This window comes from uncultured Flavobacterium sp., from assembly GCF_937967675.1.
GTDB lineage: Bacteria > Bacteroidota > Bacteroidia > Flavobacteriales > Flavobacteriaceae > Flavobacterium.
The window spans coordinates 1-19,477 of the sequence record NZ_CALBSN010000035.1 but is presented as its reverse complement, the minus strand read 5'-3'; the positions used below and the strand labels follow the sequence as shown (position 1 = coordinate 19,477).

Sequence of the window (19,477 nt, the reverse complement as noted above, 5' to 3'; positions counted from 1 at the left end):
ATGAAATACGCAAAAAATATATTAGAAACTATTGGGAATACACCTTTAGTAAAATTAAATAAAGTAACTGCTGAAGTGGATGCTTTAGTTTTGGCTAAAGTAGAAACATTCAATCCAGGAAATTCCGTTAAGGATAGAATGGCCGTAAAAATGATTGAAGATGCTGAAGCAGATGGAAGATTAAAACCAGGAGGAACTATTATTGAGGGAACTTCAGGTAATACTGGAATGGGATTAGCTTTAGCTGCAATTGTAAAGGGTTACAAATGTATTTTTGTGATTTCAGATAAACAATCAAAAGAAAAATCGGATATTCTTCGTGCAGTTGGAGCAAAAGTAATCGTTTGTCCAACCGATGTAGAACCAACCGATCCACGTTCATATTATTCAGTTTCAAAAAAATTAGGGGAAGAAATTCCAAATTCTTGGTACGTAAATCAATACGATAATCCAAGTAACGCTATTGCACATTACGAACAAACAGGTCCTGAAATTTGGGAACAAACTGAAGGAAAAATTACTCATTTTGTTGTAGGTGTTGGAACAGGTGGAACAATTTCTGGAACTGCTAAATATTTAAAAGAGAAAAATCCAAACATCAAAATTTGGGGAATTGATACCTATGGTTCTGTTTTCAAAAAATACCACGAAACAGGAATTTTTGACGAGAACGAAATCTATTCTTACATTACCGAAGGAATTGGAGAAGATATTTTACCAAAGAATGTTGACTTTTCATTAATCGATGGATTTACAAAAGTTACCGATAAAGATGCAGCTGTTTATACAAGAAAAATTGCTTTAGAAGAAGGAATTTTTGTTGGAAACTCTGCTGGAGCCGCTGTAAAAGGTTTATTGCAGTTAAAAGAACATTTTGGTCCAGAAGATGTAGTTGTGGTCTTATTTCACGATTCTGGAAGCCGTTATGTTGGAAAGATGTTTAATGATGATTGGATGCGCGAAAGAGGTTTCCTAGAAGAAGAAATTACCAAAGCAGAAGATTTGATCAAAGAACATATCGAGAAACCATTAGTGATTGTTCGTACAGAAGAATTAGTTTCGCACGCAATTGAAAGAATGAGAAAATATAAAATCTCTCAAATTCCAGTAGTTGATGTAAATGGTTTTGTAGGTTCTGTTGATGAATCAGATTTATTCCAAAGTTTTATTTCGGATAAAAATACTGCTGAACGACCAATTCGAGAAGTAATGGGGAAACCGTTTCCAATTGTAAAAATTGGAACGCCAGTTGAAGAAGTTTCTAAACTAATCAATAAAGATAACCAAGCGGTTTTAATTGATTTAGGAAATGGTAAACATCACATTATTACCAAATATGATATTATCGGTTCAATAAAATAAGAATTGGATATTTGTTTTTGATTAACCTGTAAATTTATTTTTGCAGGTTTTTTTATTTTTATACCTTTGTTTTTCAATTATATACGCCATGCAGAATGAAAGAAGATTTTTTGCACCACGTTTGGCAATTCAAGAAATTTGATATTGCCAACTTAAAAACTACAAAAGGAGAATCGATTCAGATTCTCAATTCGGGTCAATATTTACAACTTGCTGGACCTGATTTTTTCAATGCGCAACTTATTATTGGAAATCAAAAATGGGCTGGAAATGTTGAAATTCATCTCAAGTCATCAGATTGGTATGTTCATAATCATGAGAAAGATTCAAATTATGATTCGGTGATTTTGCATGTGGTTTGGGAATATGATGTGCCTATTTTTAGAAAAGATAATTCTGAAATTCCGACATTAGAACTCAAGGAGTATGTTTCACTTTCAGATTTGCATAAATATCAATCGTTAATCAGTCAGAAATCTTGGATTTATTGTGAAAATGAACTGCAAAATGTAGATGAGTTTGTCTTCAAAAATTGGCAAGAACGTTTGTTTTTTGAACGCTTAGAAAGAAAATCGCAACTGATTTTTGAATTGGCTGAAGATTCTAATCACGATTGGGAAGCGGTTTTGTTTTGTTTATTAGCGAAAAACTTTGGTTTGAATACCAATGGTGAAATGTTTTATGAAATTGCAAAGTCGATTCCGTTTTCTGTTGTTCGAAAAGAATCTTTTTCTCTAGCTTCACTAGAAGCTTTGTTGTTAGGGCAAGCGAATTTACTTTCTTATGATTTTCAAGATAGTTATGCAAAAGAGTTACAGAAATCTTATGATTACTCAGTTCAGAAATATCAACTAAATGAAAAAGTGGTTGGTTCGGTAGAGTTTTTTAAACATCGACCTGATAATTTTCCAACCATTCGCCTGGCACAATTGGCTAATTTGTATTTTCATCGAAAGAATCTTTTTTCTTTGATCATGAATTGTGATTCAATAAATGAATTATATCAAATTTTTAATGTAGGTGTCAGTCAATATTGGGAAACACATTATAATTTTGATAAAGAAAGTTTGAAAAAAATGAAGAGGCTATCTAAGTCATTTGTTGATTTATTGGTTATAAATACAATTATTCCTCTTCGATTTGCTTACGGCAGAAGCCAACAAAAAGAAATCACACAGGAATTAATCGATTTAGCAATTACCATTCCTTCGGAACAAAATGTGATTATTGAAAAGTTTGAAGCTTTTGGAATACGTTCTAAAAATGTCTATGAATCTCAATCCTTATTGCAGTTAAAAAAGAATTATTGCGATTATAAAAAGTGCTTAGATTGTGCAATTGGATATTTTATTCTTAAAAAATAATCGTATTTTTGAAAAAAAATATCAAATAATGGTTCAAAACCTATTGCATTTTTTTGAAAAGCACGGCTTTTTTGTTGCTACACGTCTCGCTGATAGATTAGGTATGAGGGCAACAAATGTGCGTTTGTTTTTTATCTATATTTCTTTTATAACAGTAGGTTTAGGATTTGGATTGTATCTTACTTTAGCTTTTCTTTTAAAGTTAAAAGACATGATAAAAACTAAAAGAAGTTCAGTTTTTGACTTATAAAATTTCATTAAGTGTAACTTTTATTTGAATTTTAGATACTTTTCTTATCTTTGAGCCTTTAACAACCAATAAAATTATATGACAGCAAAAGTAGAATCGTGGGGTTCACGAGTTGGACTTATCTTGGCCATGGCCGGAAACGCTGTAGGATTAGGTAACTTTTTAAGATTTCCAGTTCAGGCAGTTCAAAATGGCGGAGGAGCTTTTATTATTCCTTATTTAGTATGTTTTTTATTAATGGGAATTCCGTTATTGTTGATTGAATGGTCAACAGGCCGATTTGGTGGGAAATTTGGAAATCACAGTACTCCTTACATTTTAGATACTATGGCTAAAGGCCGTATCTGGAAGTATATAGGGGTATTTGGAATATTTACTAATATTGCAGTTGCTGCTTATTATTGTTACATTGAGTCTTGGACTATGTCTTATGTCTACCATTCTATAGTTGGGACATTTAATGGAATGAGTCAAGCAGACGTAGCAGGATTTTTCAACTCATATGTAGATATTTCTCAGTCTACAACAGGTATTCCTTATGAGGCGGTAGTTTTTTACATTCTTTGTTTGTTGTTAAATACTTGGATTTTATCTAAAGGTTTAGGGGGAATCGAAAAAGTAGCTAAAATTGGAATGCCATTATTAATTTTATTTGGTGTTATTTTGGCTGTTAGAGGTGTTACTTTAGGAACTAGTGGAGCTTCAGATATTTTTCCAAATGCAAATGCATGGGATGGTTTAAATTTTTTATGGACACCACAATTTGACTCTTTGGCTAATCCAAAAGTTTGGTTAGCAGCTGCAGGACAAATTTTCTTCACGCTTTCTGTAGGAATGGGTACAATTCATTGTTATGCGGCTTATTTAAAAGAAAAAGATGATGTTGCGTTAAATGCTGTTTCTGCTGGATTCATGAATGAATTTGTTGAAGTGGTTTTAGGTTCTTTAATTGTTATTCCTATTGCTGCAGGATATTTAGGATTAGACTGGGTTATTCAAAACGCAGGTTTTGGTATGGCTTTCCAAACAATGCCTTATTTGTTCCAACAATGGGGTGGAGTTTTAGCTATTTTAGCTGGCGTATTTTGGTTTGGACTTCTATTCTTTGCGGGAATTACTTCTTCATTAGCTATGGGGACTCCATGGATGGGATTCATGTCTGATGAATTTGGCTGGTCTAAAAATAAAGGAGCATGGTCTTTTGGAGCCTTAGCATTAATTATGGGTTTACCAACAGTTATTTTTTATAATCAAGGTGTTTTTGATCAATATGATTATTGGGCAGGAACTGTGAGTTTAGTTGTATTTGCTTTCTTAGAAACGGTATTATTTTCTTATATTTTTGGAATCAATAAAGGCTGGGAAGAAATTAATAAAGGAGCTGATATCAAATTACCTAAGTTCTTTAAATATGTTATTTTAATAATAACACCTTTATTATTAGGAGCAGTATTGGTAACAAGTATACCTGATTGGGCGAATCAAATTCAAAATAACGACACAAGAAATAAAGAATGGTTTGCAGATAATTATTTTGCTGAAAATTTTGAAGGTTCTGGAAAAATTTCAGCTAAAGTTGTTGATGTAAAAGCTGATTATGTCAAATTTGAATTTGAAAACGAAAGGAAGAAATTTGATAAAGTATCAAATCAAGTTCTTGTTGAAAAATTCAATGATACAAAAGAATATAAATTTGATGCAAGTTTAAATCAACAAACAATTGTAAAAGTAGGTGATGTTATCAAGCCAGGTGACGCAATTGCTAAAGGTGATTTTACAAATAATACTTTATATAAGTTTATAGGTAGGGTGTTATTATTGTCGCTTTTTATATTTATTTCAATAATTGTTTACGTTGCTTATAAGAAACGTGTTAAAGAAGGGAGGGCTACATTATGAATTCAGCAGCATTAATTACAATGATTTTGGCACAAGGAATCGTTATCGTTTTAACATTATATTTTTTCTATAAAGTTTTGACTACTCCTCCAGTACAAGAACCGGATTCTTTTTTAGATAACGATGATGAAACTGTTCGTCAACCAGAATAATATTTAGATAAATGAATAAACTAAAATCCTACTTCCTGTTTTCAAGAGAACACCGAAGTGGGATTTTTTTGTTGTTTGCTATCATTATTATTGTTCAATTAGGGTATTTTTTTCTAAAAGATAATTTTATTTCTACTAACAATACTTCAGAAGATAAGGCTTGGCTTTCGGTTCAAAATGAAATTGATAGTTTAAAAAATATACAAGCTACCAAAAAGGATACTATTTATCCGTTCAATCCAAATTACATTACTGATTATAGAGGGTATAAATTAGGAATGTCGATTCAGGAAATAGATCGCCTACATGCTTATCGAAAAAAAGGAAAATTTGTAAATTCTGCTGAAGAGTTTCAACAGGTTACTAAGGTTTCAAATGATTTTATAGTAAAAGTGAGTCCTTACTTCAAGTTTCCTGATTGGGTAAAAAATAAATCAAGTTTTACCTCGGAGAAGTTTCACAAGTTTTTACCTAAAGAAAAAGAAAAGATTGTTCAAAAAGACATTAATACGGCATCGCGAGAAGATTTAATTGCTGTATATGGAATTGGTGAAAAACTAGCGGACAAAATCTTGCAAGAGAAAGAGAAATTTGGATGCTTTGTTAGCATGGAACAATTTCAATTTATTTGGGGAATTAGCCCTGAGGCTTTAGCAGATTTAGAGAAAAGATTTTTGGTAAAGACTCAAAGTGGAATTAAGAAAATCGCCATAAATGAATTGTCTCAAAAAGAATTGGTAAAATTTCCGTATTTCAATTATAATTTAGCAAAGGAAATTGTGATTTATAGGACGATGAATAATGGAATCAAAAATATTGATGATTTAACAAAAATTAAGGGAATGCCTAACGAAAAAATAAATATAATCGTCTTATATTTGGATTTTTAAAAATATCATCAAAAAACAACCTACATAATTATAGATTTATGAATTCAATGTATTTCACAGAAGAACACGAATTATTCAGACAAAGTTTTAGAGATTTTTTACATAAAGAAGTAGTGCCTCACATTGAAAAATGGGAAAAAACAGGAACAATTGAGCGTTTTATTTGGGAGAAATTCGGTGAAATGGGCTTTTTTGGATTGAATTATCCAGAAGCTTATGGTGGAATGGCTTTGGATTTATTTTATACGGTTATTTTCTTGGAAGAACTTCAAAAAGTAAAATCTTCTGGTTTTGCGGCTGCTATGTGGGCGCATGCTTATTTAGCTATGACACATTTAAATGCAGAAGGGGATGAAAGAATTAAAAAGGATTATTTAGCGCCAAGTATTGCTGGAAAAAAAATTGGAGCATTATGCATCACAGAGCCATTTGGGGGAAGTGATGTTGCCGGTATGAGAACAACTGCTGTGAGAAACGGTGATAAATTTATAATAAATGGTTCTAAAACGTTTATAACAAATGGTGTTTATGCGGATTACTATGTGTTAGCAGCTAAAACTAATCCAGAATTAGGGAATAAAGGAATTAGTATCTTTTTGGTGGATGCAAAAACACCAGGTATCTCAGCAACTAAGTTAGATAAATTAGGATGGAGAGCATCAGATACAGCAGAGCTTGCATTTGACAATGTGGAAATTCCATTAGAAAATTTAATGGGTGAAGAAGGAAAAGGTTTCCCGTATATCATGCAACATTTTGCTTTAGAACGTTTAATTATGGCAATCAATGCTCATGCAAGAGCAGAATATTCAATTGAATATACTATTGAATATATGTCACAACGCGAAGCTTTCGGAAGTACAATTAATAAATTCCAAGCTTTAAGACATACAATGGTAGAACATGCAACAGAAGTGGAACATTGTAAAATATTTAATTATGCTGCTGTAGCAAGATTAAATAAAGGAGAATATGTGGTTAAAGAAGCAACCATGGCAAAATTGAAATCGACCAAAGTTGCAGATTTAGCAATTTATGATTGTTTGCAAATGTTAGGTGGTTATGGTTATATGGAAGAGTATCCATTAGCCCGTTTGTTGAGAGATAGTCGTTTAGGTCCAATTGGTGGAGGAACTTCTGAAATTTTAAAAGAAATTTTATCAAAAATGATAATTGATAATCAAAATTACAAACCAGCGGTTAAATAAATTTAGTAAATAATGTTGAACTCCTGTCTAAATAGATAGGAGTTCTTGTTTTATAAAATCTTTTTCTTTAAAAGTTTGACAAATAGATGTTTTGTAATTGAAAAATAATTGCTACATTTGCACCCTTAACGAGAGGAGGTGTCTATATTATGTTAATTATACCAATTAAAGACGGAGAAAATATCGATAGAGCATTAAAGCGCTATAAAAGAAAATTTGATAAAACAGGAACTGTTCGTCAGTTACGTGCACGTCAAGCTTTCATTAAGCCATCTGTTTTAAACAGAGCTAAAATTCAAAAAGCAGCTTATATTCAAGGATTGAGAGACTCATTAGAAAGTTAATATTTTTGAATAAACTATACTAACCGCTAAATAATAAAGTGTAACTTTGTTTTTAGCGGTTTTTTTATGGCTACAAATCTACAAGCATATCAAGATTATTTGGTTAAAGAGAAAAATTATTCTCCTTTAACGGTTCGAGCGTATTTAGATGATATTAATTCGTTTCAAGAGTATCTTAAAGAGCAATCTATCAATCTTGAAGAAGTTGTTTATCCAAATATTAGAAGTTGGATAGTTGTTCTAATGGAACATAACATGTCAACTACTTCTGTTAATAGGAAAATATCAGCATTAAAATCTTTTTATAAATTTTTATTAAAAGTTAAGCAAATCTCTGTAAATCCACTTCTAAAACACAAATCATTAAAGACTGCAAAAAAGGTTCAAATTCCATTTTCGGAAAAAGAAATTAATGATGTTTTTTTGGATAATGACTGTATGAATGATTTTGAAGGCATTCGAAATCGACTCATATTAGAGCTTTTTTATACTACCGGAATCAGAAGGGCTGAATTGATTAATTTAAAGCTGAGTAGTATTAATGAGATTCAAAAATCAATTCGAGTTGTTGGAAAAAGAAATAAAGAGCGGGTTATTCCTATGTTAGATTGTACTTTGAACTTATATAGAATTTATAAAACCCAAAGAAATAATTTAGAGCAAATTAATGATAAAGAGATGTTAATTTTGTCTAAAACTGGTCATAAAGTGAGCGAATCGTTTGTGTATCGATTAATAAATGATTACTTTAGTGCTGTCTCGAAAAAAGAAAAGAAGAGTCCCCACGTTCTTAGGCATTCCTTTGCAACGCATTTGCTAAACAATGGAGCCGATTTAAATTCCGTAAAAGAGTTATTAGGTCATGCTAGTTTATCGTCTACTCAGATATATACGCACAGCAGTTTGGCTGAATTAAAAAAAGTGTATCAAGATGCGCATCCTAGAAATAAGAAATAACTCGATTGTATAACCATTTTAATTAACAGAATTATGAAAGTTAATGTGCAAGCAGTAAATTTTAATGTAGACAGAAAATTGGTAGATTTCATTCAAGAGCGAATGGATAAGTTGGAGAAATATTATGATAAAATTGTTTCAGCAGAAGTTTTTTTAAGGCTTGAAAATACGAGTGATAAAGAAAATAAAACGGCTGAAATTAAAATCATCGTTCCTGGAGATGATTTTTTGGTTAAAAAAACAGCAAAAAGTTTTGAGGAAGCAGTAGATTTGTCAGTTGATTCATTAGAAAGAGTAATTGTAAAAAGAAAGGAAAAATTAAGAGCTAATACATAAAAATAAAAAAAACATAAAAAATGTTTTGATTCAAAAATAAATTATATACATTTGCAGTCCGTTAGAAATAGCGGACTTTTTATATTTAAGTTGCCGGTGTAGCTCAGCTGGCTAGAGCAGCTGATTTGTAATCAGCAGGTCGTGGGTTCGAGTCCCTCCATCGGCTCAAAGTTTTAAGTTGCTTAATATAAAAGGTTTGGGGAGATACTCAAGCGGCCAACGAGGGCGGACTGTAAATCCGCTGACTACGTCTTCGCAGGTTCGAATCCTGCTCTCCCCACATTGAAAATTAGAATTTAGAAAAATGAATTTAGAAATTTCTGAATTCTGAATTCTAACTTCTGAACTCACAAAAGCCGGTGTAGCTCAGGGGTAGAGTGCTTCCTTGGTAAGGAAGAGGTCACGGGTTCAATTCCCGTCATTGGCTCTTAAGAAAGTTTATTTTTTGAACACTAATATATAACTAAGATTAAATTATTAAATCATGGCAAAAGAAACCTTTGATCGTTCGAAGCCCCATTTAAATATTGGAACTATCGGACACGTTGACCACGGTAAAACTACATTAACAGCTGCAATTACTAAAGTATTAGCTGATGCTGGTTTATCAGAAGCAAAATCATTTGATCAAATTGATAATGCTCCAGAAGAAAAAGAAAGAGGTATTACTATTAATACATCTCACGTAGAATATTCTACAGCTAACCGTCATTACGCTCACGTTGACTGTCCAGGTCACGCGGATTACGTTAAGAACATGGTTACAGGTGCTGCTCAAATGGACGGTGCTATCTTAGTAGTTGCTGCTACAGATGGTCCTATGCCACAAACAAGAGAGCACATCCTTTTAGGTCGTCAAGTAGGTGTGCCTAGAATGGTTGTATTCATGAACAAAGTGGATATGGTTGATGATGCTGAATTATTAGAATTAGTAGAAATGGAAATCAGAGATTTATTATCTTTCTATCAATATGATGGTGATAATGGTCCTGTTATTCAAGGTTCTGCTTTAGGAGCTTTAAATGGTGAGCCAAAATGGGTTGATACAGTATTAGCTTTAATGGATGCTGTTGATAACTGGATTGAATTACCTGCTCGTGATGTTGATAAACCATTCTTGATGCCAGTTGAGGACGTATTTACAATTACAGGTCGTGGAACTGTTGCTACAGGTCGTATCGAAACTGGAGTTGCTAATACAGGTGATGCTGTTGAAATCATTGGTATGGGAGCTGACAAATTAACTTCTACAATTACAGGAGTTGAGATGTTCCGTAAAATCCTTGATAGAGGTGAAGCTGGAGATAACGTAGGTTTATTATTAAGAGGTATCGCTAAAGAAGATATCAAAAGAGGAATGGTTATCATTAAACCAGGATCTGTTAAACCACACGCTCACTTCAAAGCTGAGGTATATATCTTGAAAAAAGAAGAAGGTGGACGTCACACTCCATTCCACAATAACTATCGTCCACAGTTCTACGTTCGTACAACTGACGTAACGGGTACAATTTCTTTACCAGCTGGTGTAGAGATGGTTATGCCAGGTGATAACTTAACAATTGATGTTCAATTATTGAGTCCTATCGCTTTATCAGTAGGTTTACGTTTCGCTATCCGTGAGGGTGGTAGAACAGTAGGTGCTGGTCAGGTAACTGAAATTTTAGACTAATTATAAGTCAAATAATAATTAAACCAGCAGTTCGCTGCTGGTTTTTTAACAAACGGGCGTAGTACAAGGGCTAGTATAGTGGTCTCCAAAACCATTGATGGGGGTTCGAATCCCTCCGCCCGTGCAAATAAAAATTAAGATGACAAAAGTAGTTAATTACATATCAGAATCATTTCATGAATTGAAAGCTAATGTGACTTGGCCTTTGTGGTCAGAAGTTCAACGTTTGACTATTATTGTAGCAGTTTTTTCAATCATTTTTGCCCTATTAACATGGGGTGTTGATACATTATTTGGTAAAGCAATTGCTGGTTTTTTTAATATATTAAAATAAAACTCACAAATGGCTGATAATAATGTAAATAAATGGTATGTAGTTCGTGCTGTAAGTGGTCAAGAGAATAAGGTTAAGGCCTACATTGAGACTGAAACAGCTAGGCTCGGTATGGCTGATTATGTTTCTCAAGTTTTAGTTCCAACAGAGAAAGTTGTTCAAGTTAGAGATGGAAAGAAAATTGCTAAGGATAAAGTTTATTTTCCTGGTTATGTAATGATTGAAGCTAACTTAACAGGAGAGATTCCTCATATTATTAAGTCAATTCCTGGTGTTATTGGTTTCTTAGGTGAAACTAAAGGAGGAGATCCTGTCCCTTTAAGACAATCTGAAGTAAACAGAATGTTGGGTAAAGTGGATGAGTTGTCTGTAAAAGTAGATAATGTCGCTATTCCTTATGCTGTTGGTGAAACAGTTAAAGTTGTAGATGGTCCATTCAATGGTTTCAATGGTACTATTGAAAAAGTAAATGAAGAAAAGCGTAAACTTGAAGTAATGGTGAAGATTTTCGGAAGAAAAACGCCTTTAGAATTAAGTTTTATGCAAGTTGAAAAAGTATAAATTTCGTTACATATATAAATCACATCAATCGCTTCCAATTGATAGATGTGCTAAATTTTTTTAAAAATGGCAAAAGAAGTTAGTAAAGTAGTTAAACTACAAGTTAAGGGAGGTGCTGCGAATCCATCGCCACCGGTTGGACCTGCTTTGGGGGCTGCTGGGGTTAACATCATGGAGTTCTGTAAGCAATTTAATGCAAGAACACAAGATAAACCTGGCAAAGTTTTACCAGTACAAATTACTGTGTATAAAGACAAGTCTTTTGACTTTGTTGTTAAAACGCCACCTGCTGCAATTCAATTATTAGAAGCGGCAAAATTAAAGTCTGGTTCAGGGCAACCTAACCGTAAAAAAGTAGCAAACGTTACTTGGGATCAAATTAGAACTATCGCTGAAGACAAAATGGCAGACTTAAACGCTTTCGAAATCGAAAAAGCGATGAGTATGATTGCTGGAACAGCTAGATCTATGGGTATAACAGTAACAGGAAATGCTCCTTTTTAATCTCTAAAAAGAAATTAGACAATGGCAAAATTGACAAAAAAGCAAAAAGAGGCTGCAGCAAAAATTGAGAAGAACAAACTTTATTCTTTAAGAGATGCTTCTGCATTAATTAAAGAAGTTGCTTCTGCAAAATTTGATGAGTCTGTTGATATCGCAGTTAAGTTGGGTGTAGATCCAAGAAAAGCGAATCAAATGGTAAGAGGGGTTGTAACATTACCTCACGGAACTGGTAAAGATGTAAGAGTATTAGCATTAGTTACTCCAGATAAAGAAGCTGAAGCTAAAGCCGCTGGTGCGGACCACGTAGGTTTAGACGACTATTTACAAAAAATCAAAGACGGTTGGACAGATGTTGATGTAATCATCACTATGCCGGCTGTTATGGGTAAATTAGGTCCATTAGGACGTGTTTTAGGTCCAAGAGGTTTAATGCCTAACCCTAAAACAGGTACTGTAACAATGGATGTTGCTAAAGCGGTGCAAGAAGTGAAAGCTGGTAAAATCGACTTTAAAGTTGATAAAACAGGTATCGTTCACGCTGGAATAGGTAGAGTATCTTTTGATGCTGATAAAATCTATGACAATGCACACGAAATCGTTCAAACATTAATCAAATTAAAACCAACTGCAGCTAAAGGTACTTATATTAAGTCTATACATATATCAAGTACTCAAAGTCCTGCTATTGCTTTAGATCCTAAAGCGGTATAATTGGTAGTTAAAAATTTTTAGTATGACTAGAGAAGAAAAATCAATCGCTATTGAAGATTTAACTGCACAGTTAGCGGATGTAAATGTTGTTTATTTAGCAGACATTTCAGGACTAGATGCAGATACTACTTCAAACTTAAGAAGAGCTTGTTTTAAAGCTGGTATTAAATTAGAAGTTGTTAAGAACACATTGTTAGAAAAAGCAATGGAAGCTTCTGATAACGACTATGGTGATTTAGCATCAGTTCTTAAAGGAAACACTTCTATGTTTATTGCTGATACAGCTAATGGACCAGCAAAAATTATTAAAGAATTCCGTAAGAAAGGTGAAAAACCAATCTTTAAAGGAGCTTATATTAACCAAGAGATTTTTATAGGTGACAACTTATTAGACAGCTTAGTAGCTATCAAATCTAAAGAAGAAGTTATCGCAGAGATTATCGGTTTATTACAGTCTCCTGCAAAACGAGTTCTTGCTGCTTTACAAAATCAACCTAACAAGGAAGAAGGAGCAGAATAATACGTACGCACTTAATAAATTATATTTTTACAAAACATTTTAAAAGATAGAAAAAATGGCAGATTTGAAACAATTCGCAGAACAATTAGTTAACTTAACAGTTAAAGAAGTTAACGAATTAGCAACAATATTAAAAGATGAGTATGGTATCGAGCCTGCTGCTGCAGCTGTAGTAGTTGCTGCAGGTGGAGGAGATGCTGGTGCTGCTGCTGAGCAAACTGAATTCACTGTAGTATTAAAAGATGCTGGTGCTTCTAAATTAGGAGTTGTTAAAGCGGTTAAAGAATTAACTGGTTTAGGTCTTAAAGAAGCTAAAGATTTAGTTGATGCTGCTCCTACAAATGTTAAAGAAGGAGTTTCTAAAGATGAGGCTGAAGGTCTTAAGAAAGCTTTAGAAGAAGCAGGAGCTGTAGTTGAGTTAAAATAATTTATACTCATAAATAAGCTAGGTTTAGGTCTTGAGAGTGTTCTCAAAGACCTAAACCATTTTGCGTATATTAAATAAATGTATTTTTTATACGTTTTAAAGTAATCAATAACGAAGAAAAAAAATAAACAATCTTTCCTGGTTTATTTTTAAAGATGTATCGATTACTAAATAAAAGGAAGTATTAAAAAGCAGTGTTTTTACACAAAAAATTACTTTTTTTAAATCAAAATTTTGTCCATTGATGATAACAAATCAGACTGAAAGATTAAATTTTGCTTCGACAAAAAACATTCCACAATATCCAGATTTTCTAGATATTCAAGTGAAATCGTTTAAAGATTTCTTCCAATTGGAAACGAAATCTGACGAAAGAGGCAACGAAGGGCTGTATAATACCTTCATGGAAAATTTTCCAATTACTGATACGAGAAACCAATTCGTATTAGAGTTTCTAGATTATTTTATTGATCCACCTAGATATACTATTGAAGAGTGTATTGATAGAGGTTTAACTTATAGTGTGCCTCTTAAAGCTAGATTAAAATTATATTGTACTGACCCTGAACACGAGGATTTTGAAACAATCGTTCAAGATGTGTATTTAGGAACAATACCATATATGACACCTAGCGGAACATTCGTTATCAATGGTGCTGAGCGTGTAGTTGTATCGCAGTTACACAGATCTCCAGGTGTATTCTTTGGACAGTCTTTCCATGCAAATGGAACTAAATTATATTCTGCCAGAATTATTCCTTTTAAAGGTTCTTGGATTGAATTCGCTACCGATATCAACAACGTAATGTATGCGTATATCGATAGAAAGAAAAAATTACCTGTAACTACTTTATTTAGAGCGATCGGATTTGAAAGAGATAAAGATATCTTAGAAATTTTCGACTTAGCAGAAGAAATTAAAGTATCTAAAACTGGTATCAAGAAATATGCGGGAAGAAGACTTGCTGCACGTGTATTGAATACATGGCATGAAGACTTCGTGGATGAGGATACTGGTGAAGTGGTTTCTATTGAGCGTAACGAAATTATCTTAGATCGTGATACAATTCTTGACAAAGATAATATCGAAGAAATAATTGAAGCAGACGTAAAAACTATCCTTTTACATAAAGAGGATAACAATGCGGCTGATTATACAATTATTCACAATACGTTACAAAAAGACCCAACAAACTCTGAAAAAGAGGCTGTTGAACACATTTACAGACAATTACGTAACGCGGAACCGCCTGATGAGGAAACGGCTCGTGGTATTATAGATAAATTATTCTTCTCTGACCAACGTTATAACTTAGGTGAAGTAGGTCGTTACAGAATGAACAAAAAGTTAAATCTTGATATTCCTATGGAAAAACAAGTTTTAACTAAAGAAGATATTATTACAATTGTTAAATATTTGATCGAATTAATCAACTCTAAAGCTGAGATTGATGATATCGACCACTTATCAAACCGTCGTGTTAGAACTGTTGGTGAGCAATTATCTGCTCAGTTCGGAGTAGGTTTAGCTCGTATGGCTAGAACTATCCGTGAGAGAATGAACGTTCGTGATAACGAGGTGTTTACACCTATCGATTTGATTAATGCTAAAACATTATCATCGGTAATTAACTCATTCTTTGGAACAAACCAGTTATCTCAGTTTATGGACCAAACAAACCCATTAGCAGAGATTACACACAAACGTCGTTTATCTGCCCTTGGACCTGGAGGTTTATCTAGAGAAAGAGCTGGTTTCGAGGTTCGTGACGTTCACTATACACACTACGGAAGACTTTGTCCAATTGAAACTCCAGAGGGACCAAACATTGGTTTGATTTCATCTTTAGGGGTATATGCAAAAGTTAACGGAATGGGTTTCATCGAAACTCCTTACCGTAAAGTTGTAAACGGACAAGTTGATTTAGTTTCTGAACCTATTTACTTAAGTGCAGAGGAAGAAGAAGGTAAAATGATTGCGCAAGCAAACATTGAAATGGATGCTAACGGAAAAATTACGGCTGATAAAGTTATTGCTCGTGAGGAAGGTGACTTCCCAGTAGTAGAACCAACAGTTGTTCATTATACAGATGTTGCTCCAAATCAGATTGCTTCGATTTCAGCTTCATTGATTCCTTTCTTAGAGCATGATGATGCGAACCGTGCGTTGATGGGATCTAACATGATGCGTCAGGCCGTTCCATTATTACGTCCTGAGGCTCCAATCGTAGGTACTGGTTTAGAAAGACAAGTTGCTTCTGATTCAAGAGTATTAATCAACGCTGAAGGTAGCGGAACTGTAGAGTATGTTGATGCTAATATGATTACCATCAAATATGACAGAACTGAAGAAGAGCGTATGGTAAGCTTTGATACAGATGAGAAAACATATCAGTTAATCAAATATAGAAAAACCAATCAAAGTACTTGTATTAACTTAAAGCCTATCGTTAGAAAAGGTGACAGAGTTACTAAAGGTCAAGTATTATGTGAAGGTTATGCTACTCAAAACGGAGAATTAGCAATTGGTAGAAACTTAAAAGTGGCGTTTATGCCATGGAAAGGTTACAACTTCGAGGATGCAATCGTAATCTCTGAAAAAGTAGTTCGTGATGATATTTTTACATCATTACATATTGATGATTATACATTAGAAGTTCGTGATACTAAATTAGGTAACGAAGAATTAACTAATGATATTCCAAACGTTTCTGAAGAAGCTACTAAAGATTTAGATGAAAACGGTATGATTAGAATTGGTGCAGAGGTGAAACCTGGCGATATTCTAATTGGAAAAATTACCCCAAAAGGTGAATCAGATCCTACTCCAGAAGAAAAACTTTTAAGAGCTATCTTCGGTGATAAAGCAGGTGATGTAAAAGATGCTTCATTAAAAGCGTCTCCATCTTTACACGGTGTGGTTTTAGATAAAAAATTATTTGCGAAAGCAGTAAAAGATAAGAGAAAACGTTCTAAAGATAAAGAAGACGTTGATAAATTAGAAACTGAATTTGAAGTTAAGTACAACGACTTAAAAGACAAGTTAATTGAAAAATTATTTGTTATCATCGATGGTAAGACTTCTCAAGGTGTAATGAACGATTTAGGTGAAGAAGTATTACCAAAAGGTAAAAAATTCACTAAAAAGATGTTACAAGGAGTAGAAGATTTTGCTCACTTAACTAAAGGTCAGTGGACAACAGATGAGCATACTAATGCAATGGTGAACGACTTAATTCACAACTACAAAATCAAATTAAACGATTTACAAGGTTGGTTAAGAAGAGAGAAATTTACTATTACAGTTGGAGATGAATTACCTTCTGGAATTTTAAAACTTGCTAAAGTTTACATCGCTAAGAAACGTAAATTAAAAGTAGGTGATAAAATGGCAGGACGTCACGGTAACAAAGGTATTGTTGCTAAAATCGTTCGTCATGAAGATATGCCATTCTTAGAAGACGGAACACCAGTAGATATCGTATTGAATCCACTAGGGGTACCATCTCGTATGAACATCGGTCAGATTTATGAAACGGTATTAGGATGGGCTGGTCAAAAATTAGGTAAGAAGTTTGCTACTCCAATTTTTGATGGTGCTACTTTAGATCAAATTAATGCCTTAACAGACGAAGCAGGTATTCCAAGATTCGGTCATACGTATTTATATGACGGAGGAACTGGAGAGCGTTTCCACCAACCAGCAACAGTAGGAGTTATCTATATGTTGAAATTAGGTCACATGGTAGACGATAAAATGCACGCTCGTTCTATTGGTCCTTACTCTTTAATTACGCAACAACCATTAGGAGGTAAAGCTCAGTTCGGAGGTCAGCGTTTTGGAGAGATGGAGGTTTGGGCTCTTGAAGCATATGGTGCATCAAGTACGCTAAGAGAAATCTTAACTGTTAAATCGGATGACGTAATTGGTAGAGCTAAAACTTACGAAGCTATCGTAAAAGGTGAAACTATGCCAGAACCAGGATTACCTGAATCGTTCAATGTATTAATGCATGAATTAAAAGGTCTTGGATTAGACATCAGATTAGAAGAATAAATTTATCCGGGAGTAACCTTGGTTGCTCCCTTTACAACGCTTTTCATAAATCGAAAGTATTCATATCATGACAAGATTAAAAGATAAAAATACCATCAAAAGATTTGATAAAATCACGATAGGATTAGCTTCTCCAGAGTCTATTTTGGCAGAATCTAGAGGTGAGGTTTTAAAACCTGAAACAATCAACTATCGTACCCACAAACCAGAAAGAGATGGTCTTTTCTGTGAGCGAATTTTCGGTCCAGTTAAAGATTACGAGTGTGCGTGTGGTAAGTATAAAAGAATCCGCTACAAAGGAATCGTTTGTGACCGATGTGGTGTTGAAGTAACGGAGAAAAAAGTTCGTAGAGATAGAGTTGGACACATCAACCTTGTTGTGCCAATCGCTCACATTTGGTATTTCCGTTCATTACCAAACAAAATCGGATATATTTTAGGATTACCATCTAAGAAATTAGATATGATTATTTACTACGAAAGATACGTAGTAATTCAACCAGGTATTGCTAAAAATGCTGATGGCGAATCTTTACAAAAATTAGATTTCCTTACAGAAGAAGAGTATTTGAATATTTTAGATACACTTCCAATGGAAAATCAATATTTAGATGATAATGATCCTAATAAATTCATCGCTAAAATGGGTGCTGAATGTATTATGGACTTATTAGCTCGTACTAATTTAGATGAATTATCATACGAATTACGTCACGCTGCTAATAACGAAACATCTAAACAACGTAAGACTGAAGCATTAAAACGTTTAAATGTTGTAGAATCATTCCGTGAATCTAACTTAAACAGAGAAAACCGTCCAGAGTGGATGATTTTAAAAGTAATTCCAGTCATTCCACCAGAATTACGTCCGTTAGTGCCACTTGATGGAGGTCGTTTCGCAACTTCAGATTTAAATGATTTATACAGAAGAGTTATCATTCGTAACAACCGTTTAAAAAGATTAATGGAGATTAAAGCTCCAGAAGTAATCTTAAGAAACGAAAAACGTATGTTACAAGAATCTGTAGATTCATTATTTGATAACACGCGTAAAGCTTCTGCAGTTAAAACAGAATCTAACAGACCATTAAAATCATTATCAGATTCATTAAAAGGTAAACAAGGACGTTTCCGTCAAAACTTATTAGGTAAACGTGTGGATTATTCTGCTCGTTCGGTAATTGTCGTTGGACCAGAAATGAAAATGTATGAGTGTGGTTTGCCAAAAGATATGGCGGCTGAACTTTACAAACCATTCGTTATTCGTAAGTTAATCGAAAGAGGAATTGTAAAAACAGTTAAGTCGGCTAAGAAAATTATCGATAAAAAAGAGCCTGTAGTATGGGATATCCTTGAAAATGTAATTAAAGGTCACCCTGTATTACTTAACCGTGCTCCTACATTACACCGTTTAGGTATTCAAGCATTCCAACCTAAATTAATTGAAGGAAAAGCGATTCAGTTACACCCATTGACATGTACGGCGTTTAATGCCGATTTCGATGGTGACCAGATGGCGGTTCACTTACCACTAGGACCAGAAGCTATTTTAGAAGCACAATTATTAATGTTGGCTTCTCATAATATCTTAAACCCTGCAAATGGTGCGCCTATCACGGTTCCTTCTCAGGACATGGTTCTTGGTCTTTACTATATGACTAAAGAGCGTTTATCAACTCCTGAGCACAAAATTTTAGGTGAAGGTTTAACTTTCTATTCTGCTGAAGAGGTAAATATCGCTTTAAATGAAGGAAAATTAGAGTTGAATGCTAGAGTGAAAATTAGAGCAAAAGACTTTAATGAAAACGGTGAATTAGTTTATAAAATTATTCAAACAACTGCTGGTAGAGTATTATTTAACGAAGTAGTACCTGAAGCAGCTGGATATATCAATGAGGTATTAACTAAGAAATCATTACGTGATATTAT

18 protein-coding genes, 4 tRNA genes and 1 pseudogene are annotated in these 19,477 nt (G+C 33.6%); all 23 read left to right on the top strand.

The annotated features are described in order from the left end of the window. Nucleotides 1–1,362 (top strand): pyridoxal-phosphate dependent enzyme, encoded by a 1,362-nt coding sequence (locus Q0075_RS02160; RefSeq protein WP_297868087.1) that lies wholly within the window; start codon nt 1–3, stop codon nt 1,360–1,362. A 95-nt stretch (nt 1,363–1,457) separates the two neighbouring features. Continuing rightward, the gene (locus Q0075_RS02155; RefSeq protein WP_297868086.1) at nt 1,458–2,726 is read left to right on the top strand and encodes a DUF2851 family protein; all 1,269 of its coding nucleotides are present in this window, start codon (nt 1,458–1,460) and stop codon (nt 2,724–2,726) included. Nucleotides 2,727–2,754: 28 nt separating this feature from the next. Next, complete coding sequence (locus tag Q0075_RS02150; RefSeq protein WP_111567651.1) at nt 2,755–2,976, top strand: PspC domain-containing protein; 222 nt, start codon at nt 2,755–2,757, stop codon at nt 2,974–2,976. Nucleotides 2,977–3,054: 78 nt separating this feature from the next. Then, nucleotides 3,055–4,875, top strand: a complete 1,821-nt coding sequence (locus tag Q0075_RS02145; protein ID WP_297868085.1) for a sodium-dependent transporter — start codon at nt 3,055–3,057, stop codon at nt 4,873–4,875. Further along, nucleotides 4,872–5,027: a hypothetical protein gene (locus Q0075_RS02140; protein ID WP_297868084.1), complete on the top strand. Its 156-nt coding sequence runs from the start codon at nt 4,872–4,874 to the stop codon at nt 5,025–5,027. Before Q0075_RS02145 ends, Q0075_RS02140 begins: the two co-directional genes overlap by 4 nt. 11 nt (nt 5,028–5,038) lie before the next feature. Continuing rightward, entirely contained in the window at nt 5,039–5,917 is an 879-nt protein-coding gene (locus tag Q0075_RS02135; RefSeq protein ID WP_297868083.1) for a helix-hairpin-helix domain-containing protein, read from the top strand. 38 nt (nt 5,918–5,955) lie between these two features. Continuing rightward, the gene (locus Q0075_RS02130; RefSeq protein WP_297868082.1) at nt 5,956–7,125 is read left to right on the top strand and encodes an acyl-CoA dehydrogenase family protein; all 1,170 of its coding nucleotides are present in this window, start codon (nt 5,956–5,958) and stop codon (nt 7,123–7,125) included. Nucleotides 7,126–7,274: 149 nt separating this feature from the next. Continuing rightward, the gene (gene rpsU, locus Q0075_RS02125) at nt 7,275–7,469 is read left to right on the top strand and encodes a 30S ribosomal protein S21 (RefSeq protein ID WP_291107653.1); all 195 of its coding nucleotides are present in this window, start codon (nt 7,275–7,277) and stop codon (nt 7,467–7,469) included. A 66-nt stretch (nt 7,470–7,535) separates the two neighbouring features. Continuing rightward, nucleotides 7,536–8,426: a tyrosine-type recombinase/integrase gene (locus Q0075_RS02120; protein ID WP_297868081.1), complete on the top strand. Its 891-nt coding sequence runs from the start codon at nt 7,536–7,538 to the stop codon at nt 8,424–8,426. A 33-nt stretch (nt 8,427–8,459) separates the two neighbouring features. Then, nucleotides 8,460–8,762 (top strand): ribosome-associated translation inhibitor RaiA, encoded by a 303-nt coding sequence (gene raiA, locus Q0075_RS02115; RefSeq protein ID WP_297868080.1) that lies wholly within the window; start codon nt 8,460–8,462, stop codon nt 8,760–8,762. Nucleotides 8,763–8,854: 92 nt separating this feature from the next. Further along, nucleotides 8,855–8,928, top strand: a tRNA-Thr gene (locus Q0075_RS02110). Between the two features lie 32 nt (nt 8,929–8,960). Further along, nucleotides 8,961–9,042 (top strand) — tRNA-Tyr (locus Q0075_RS02105). A gap of 75 nt (nt 9,043–9,117) precedes the next feature. Beyond that, a tRNA-Thr gene (locus Q0075_RS02100) sits at nt 9,118–9,189 on the top strand. Between the two features lie 57 nt (nt 9,190–9,246). Then, nucleotides 9,247–10,434, top strand: coding sequence for an elongation factor Tu (gene tuf, locus Q0075_RS02095; protein WP_297868079.1), 1,188 nt, complete (start codon nt 9,247–9,249; stop codon nt 10,432–10,434). A 52-nt stretch (nt 10,435–10,486) separates the two neighbouring features. Continuing rightward, a tRNA-Trp gene (locus Q0075_RS02090) sits at nt 10,487–10,558 on the top strand. 15 nt (nt 10,559–10,573) lie between these two features. Next, complete coding sequence (secE, locus tag Q0075_RS02085; RefSeq protein ID WP_297868078.1) at nt 10,574–10,768, top strand: preprotein translocase subunit SecE; 195 nt, start codon at nt 10,574–10,576, stop codon at nt 10,766–10,768. 9 nt (nt 10,769–10,777) lie between these two features. Beyond that, nucleotides 10,778–11,329, top strand: coding sequence for a transcription termination/antitermination protein NusG (gene nusG / locus Q0075_RS02080; protein WP_297868077.1), 552 nt, complete (start codon nt 10,778–10,780; stop codon nt 11,327–11,329). A 66-nt stretch (nt 11,330–11,395) separates the two neighbouring features. Continuing rightward, nucleotides 11,396–11,833: a 50S ribosomal protein L11 gene (gene rplK, locus Q0075_RS02075; RefSeq protein WP_026724872.1), complete on the top strand. Its 438-nt coding sequence runs from the start codon at nt 11,396–11,398 to the stop codon at nt 11,831–11,833. 21 nt (nt 11,834–11,854) lie between these two features. Further along, nucleotides 11,855–12,544 carry a 50S ribosomal protein L1 gene (rplA, locus tag Q0075_RS02070; RefSeq protein ID WP_073580534.1) on the top strand — a complete coding sequence of 230 codons (690 nt, stop codon included), beginning with the start codon at nt 11,855–11,857 and terminating at the stop codon, nt 12,542–12,544. Between the two features lie 22 nt (nt 12,545–12,566). Further along, a complete protein-coding gene (gene rplJ / locus Q0075_RS02065; RefSeq protein WP_297868076.1) occupies nt 12,567–13,064 on the top strand; it encodes a 50S ribosomal protein L10 in 498 nt (165 codons plus the stop codon). 55 nt (nt 13,065–13,119) lie between these two features. Next, nucleotides 13,120–13,491, top strand: a complete 372-nt coding sequence (rplL, locus tag Q0075_RS02060; protein ID WP_026724869.1) for a 50S ribosomal protein L7/L12 — start codon at nt 13,120–13,122, stop codon at nt 13,489–13,491. 244 nt (nt 13,492–13,735) lie between these two features. Then, a complete protein-coding gene (gene rpoB / locus Q0075_RS02055) occupies nt 13,736–17,548 on the top strand; it encodes a DNA-directed RNA polymerase subunit beta (RefSeq protein ID WP_297868075.1) in 3,813 nt (1,270 codons plus the stop codon). 67 nt (nt 17,549–17,615) lie between these two features. Further along, a pseudogene (locus Q0075_RS02050) lies at nt 17,616–19,477 on the top strand (DNA-directed RNA polymerase subunit beta'); the annotation flags it as partial.